This is a genomic window from Mycobacterium sp. ACS4054, from assembly GCF_001667275.1.
Lineage (GTDB): Bacteria > Actinomycetota > Actinomycetes > Mycobacteriales > Mycobacteriaceae > Mycobacterium.
The window spans coordinates 1-3,357 of record NZ_LZHV01000068.1; the positions used below are offsets into that span (position 1 = coordinate 1).

General features: G+C 69.9%; 2 protein-coding genes. Both read left to right on the top strand.

The window, feature by feature from the left end; translation table 11 throughout:
* Positions 1–1,893: beta-ketoacyl reductase (locus tag A5730_RS21895; protein ID WP_231994765.1), on the top strand; the 1,893-nt coding region annotated here is incomplete at its 5' end.
* A partial coding sequence (locus A5730_RS21900; RefSeq protein ID WP_197506315.1) for a type I polyketide synthase occupies positions 1,890–3,357 on the top strand: 1,468 nt, incomplete at its 3' end. The genes A5730_RS21895 and A5730_RS21900, both read left to right, overlap by 4 nt.

Consider the following 3,357-nt stretch of genomic DNA (forward strand, 5'->3'; position numbering starts at 1 on the left):
CAGATCCCCACCACCCCCTGGCACCACACCCACCACTGGATCGACGTCGAGGCGGCCACCCCGTCGACGTTGTCGCGCAAGGCTTCTCGGGCCCAGTCCGGCGCGCGTGCCGGCAATGGCAACCATCGTCGGCTCGATGACTGGTCCTACGAGGTGGCCTGGCCCGTGCGGCCCCTCGCCGACGACCGGCCCTCTACCGCGGGCGGCGACCGGTGGCTGGTGCTGGGCGACACCGACCTGGCCGCCGAACTGAGCCGCCTCACGGGTTCCCGCGTCGAGGGGTTGGCTCCCACCGACGAGGCTTTCCTCGGCGCGCTGGACGGTGTCGACCGTGTCGTGTACGCACCGCCCGCCTCCGATGCGTCAGTCCCGTTGGCCTATCGGCTGTTTGATGAGGCGCGCCGGATCGCCGCGGCGATGGCCGCCGCCGGCTCGCCGGCCAAGTTGTTCATCGTCACCCGCAACGCCCAACCCATCACCGAGGGCGACCGCGCCAACCCCAGCCACGGGGCGCTCTGGGGATTGGGCCGCACCCTCGCCCTGGAACACCCCGAAATATGGGGCGGCATCCTCGATTTCGACGCCTCGGTGCCCGCCGAGCTCGCCGCGGCCGCCGTGGTGGCCGAGGCGTCCGGTGCCGACGGGGAAGACCAGGTCGTCTACCGCCGGGGTGACCGTCACGTCCCGCGCCTCCAGCGCCGCGCCCTGCCCATCGAACCGGTCGCGTTGGACGGTGACGCTTGCCAGCTCGTCATCGGCGCCACCGGAAACATCGGCCCGCACCTGATTCGCCGGCTCGCCCGGATGGGCGCCAAGACCATCGTCGCGGTGTCGCGCAATCCCGGTGAGCGAATCCGCGAGCTGGCCGAAAGCCTTGCCACCACGGGGATCAACCTCGTCACCGTCGCGGCCGCCGCGGCCGATGGCGCCGCGATGGCCGAGCTGTTCGGCCGGTTCGGCGCCGACCTGCCGCGCCTGGAAGGCATCTATTTGGCCGCCTACGCCGGCCGCCCCGTGCTGCTCGACGAGATGACCGATGACGACGTCACCGCGATGTTCGCGCCCAAGCTCGACGCCGCCGCGGTGTTGCACCGGCTGTCGCTGACCACCCCGGTGCGCCACTTCGTGTTGTTCTCCTCGATCTCCGGCCTCACCGGTTCGCGGTGGCTGGCCCACTACACCGCCACCAGCGGCTACCTGGACGCCCTGGCATACGCCCGGCGCGCCCTGGGCCTTCCCGCCACCACGGTCAACTGGGGACTGTGGAAATCCCTGGCCGACAGAGACGGCGACGCCGGACAGGTGAGCGTGGGAACCGGACTGGTACCCATGGACGACGAGGTCGCCATCGCGGCGCTGCCGTTGGCGATGAACCCGGCGGCCGGTCCGCATTCGGTGGTGGTGGACGCGGACTGGCCACTGCTGGCCGAGGCCTACCGGATGCGCGGCTCGCTGCGCATCGTCGACGACCTGTTGGCCGACTCCGAGGGCGCATCGGTGATCCCGGCGCGCGATTGGTCACATCTGACGCCGGCACAGCTGCGCGCGGAGTTGCAAAGCGGGCTGCGCGCCATCGTCGCCCGCGAGTTGCGCATTCCCGAACCGGAGCTGGAAGACGACCGCCCGCTCGCCGAGCTCGGCCTGAATTCCCTGATGGCCATGGCGATTCGCCGGGAGGCCGAAAACCTGGTCGGTCTCGAAATCTCGACGATCATGCTGTTCAACCATCCCACCGTCTCGGCGTTGGCCGACCAACTCACCAAGATGGTCGCGCCCACCGGGGAATCGGGACACGACGAGATCGCGGCGTTATCCGCCTCGGCGGGAAGCACGTTGGACAGCCTGTTCGATCGCATCGAGTCGTCATCCGTCACCGCCGAGGAGCCCGCTTGATGCGCAGTCTCTTCAGCCGCGTCTCGGGCATGACGGCGCAGCAGCGCACCGCCCTGTCCGAAGAATTCGCCCGCGCCGCACGCACGGTGACCGCGGAACCGATCGCCGTGGTGGGAATCGGGTGCCGATTCCCGGGCGGTGTGACGGGACCGGACAGCTTCTGGGAGTTGTTGGTCGAGGGCCGGAATGCGATTTCGGGGATCCCGGCGGACCGGTGGGACGCGGAGGCGTTCTACAGTCCCGACCCCCTGACGCCCGGTCACATGACCACCAAGTGGGGCGGGTTCGTGCCCGACATCGCGGGCTTCGACGCCGAATTCTTCGGCATCACCCCGCGCGAGGCCGCGTCGATGGACCCGCAGCAGCGGATGACGCTCGAGGTCGCCTGGGAGGCCCTCGAACATGCCGGCATCCCAACGGATTCGCTGGCCGACACGCGGACCGGCGTGATGATCGGCGCCTACTTCAACGAATACCAGTCCATGTTGGCCTCCAGCCCCGACCGCGTGGACGCCTACACCGGAACGGGGAATTCGCACAGCATCACCGCGGGCCGGATTTCGTATCTGCTGGGTCTGCGCGGCCCGGCGGTGGCGGTGGACACCGCATGTTCGTCGTCCTTGGCGGCGATCCACCTGGCCTGCCAAAGCCTGCGATCCCGCGAGAGCGACCTGGCCCTGGCCGGCGGGGTCAGCGTGACGCTGCGCCCCGAAACCCAGATCGCCATCTCGGCATGGGGTCTGTTGTCACCGCGCGGACGGTGCGCCACCTTCGACGCGGCGGCCGATGGGTTTGTGCGCGGTGAGGGCGCGGGCGTGGTGGTGCTCAAGCGGTTGACCGACGCGGTGCGCGACGGCGATCGGGTGTTGGCCGTCGTGCGCGGCTCGGCGGTCAACCAGGACGGGCGCTCCAACGGCATCACCGCGCCCAACACGGCCGCCCAGTGCGATGTGATCGCCGACGCGTTGCGCTCGGCCGACCTGGCGCCGGAAAGCGTGAACTATGTGGAGACCCACGGGACCGGAACCGCACTGGGCGACCCGATCGAATTCGAGGCGCTGGCAGCCACTTACGGCCGTGGTGCGGGCTCCTGCGCGCTGGGTGCGGTCAAGACCAACATCGGCCACCTGGAGGCCGCGTCCGGGGTGGCCGGTTTCATCAAGGCGGTGCTGGCGGTGCAGCGCGGCCAGATCCCACCGAATCTGCACTTCTCCCAATGGAATCCGGCCATCGACGCGTCGTCGACCCGGCTCTTCGTGCCCGTCGAAAACATCGAATGGCCGTCGGATTCGGGTCCGCGCCGCGCGGCGGTGTCCTCGTTTGGGCTGGGCGGGACGAACGCGCACGCGATCATCGAACAGGGCCCGGAACTGGCGCCGGTCGACGACGCCGATCCCGCGGGTGGGGTGTCGACGTTGGTGGTGTCGGGTAAGACGGCGCAGCGGGTGGCGGCCACGGCGGTGG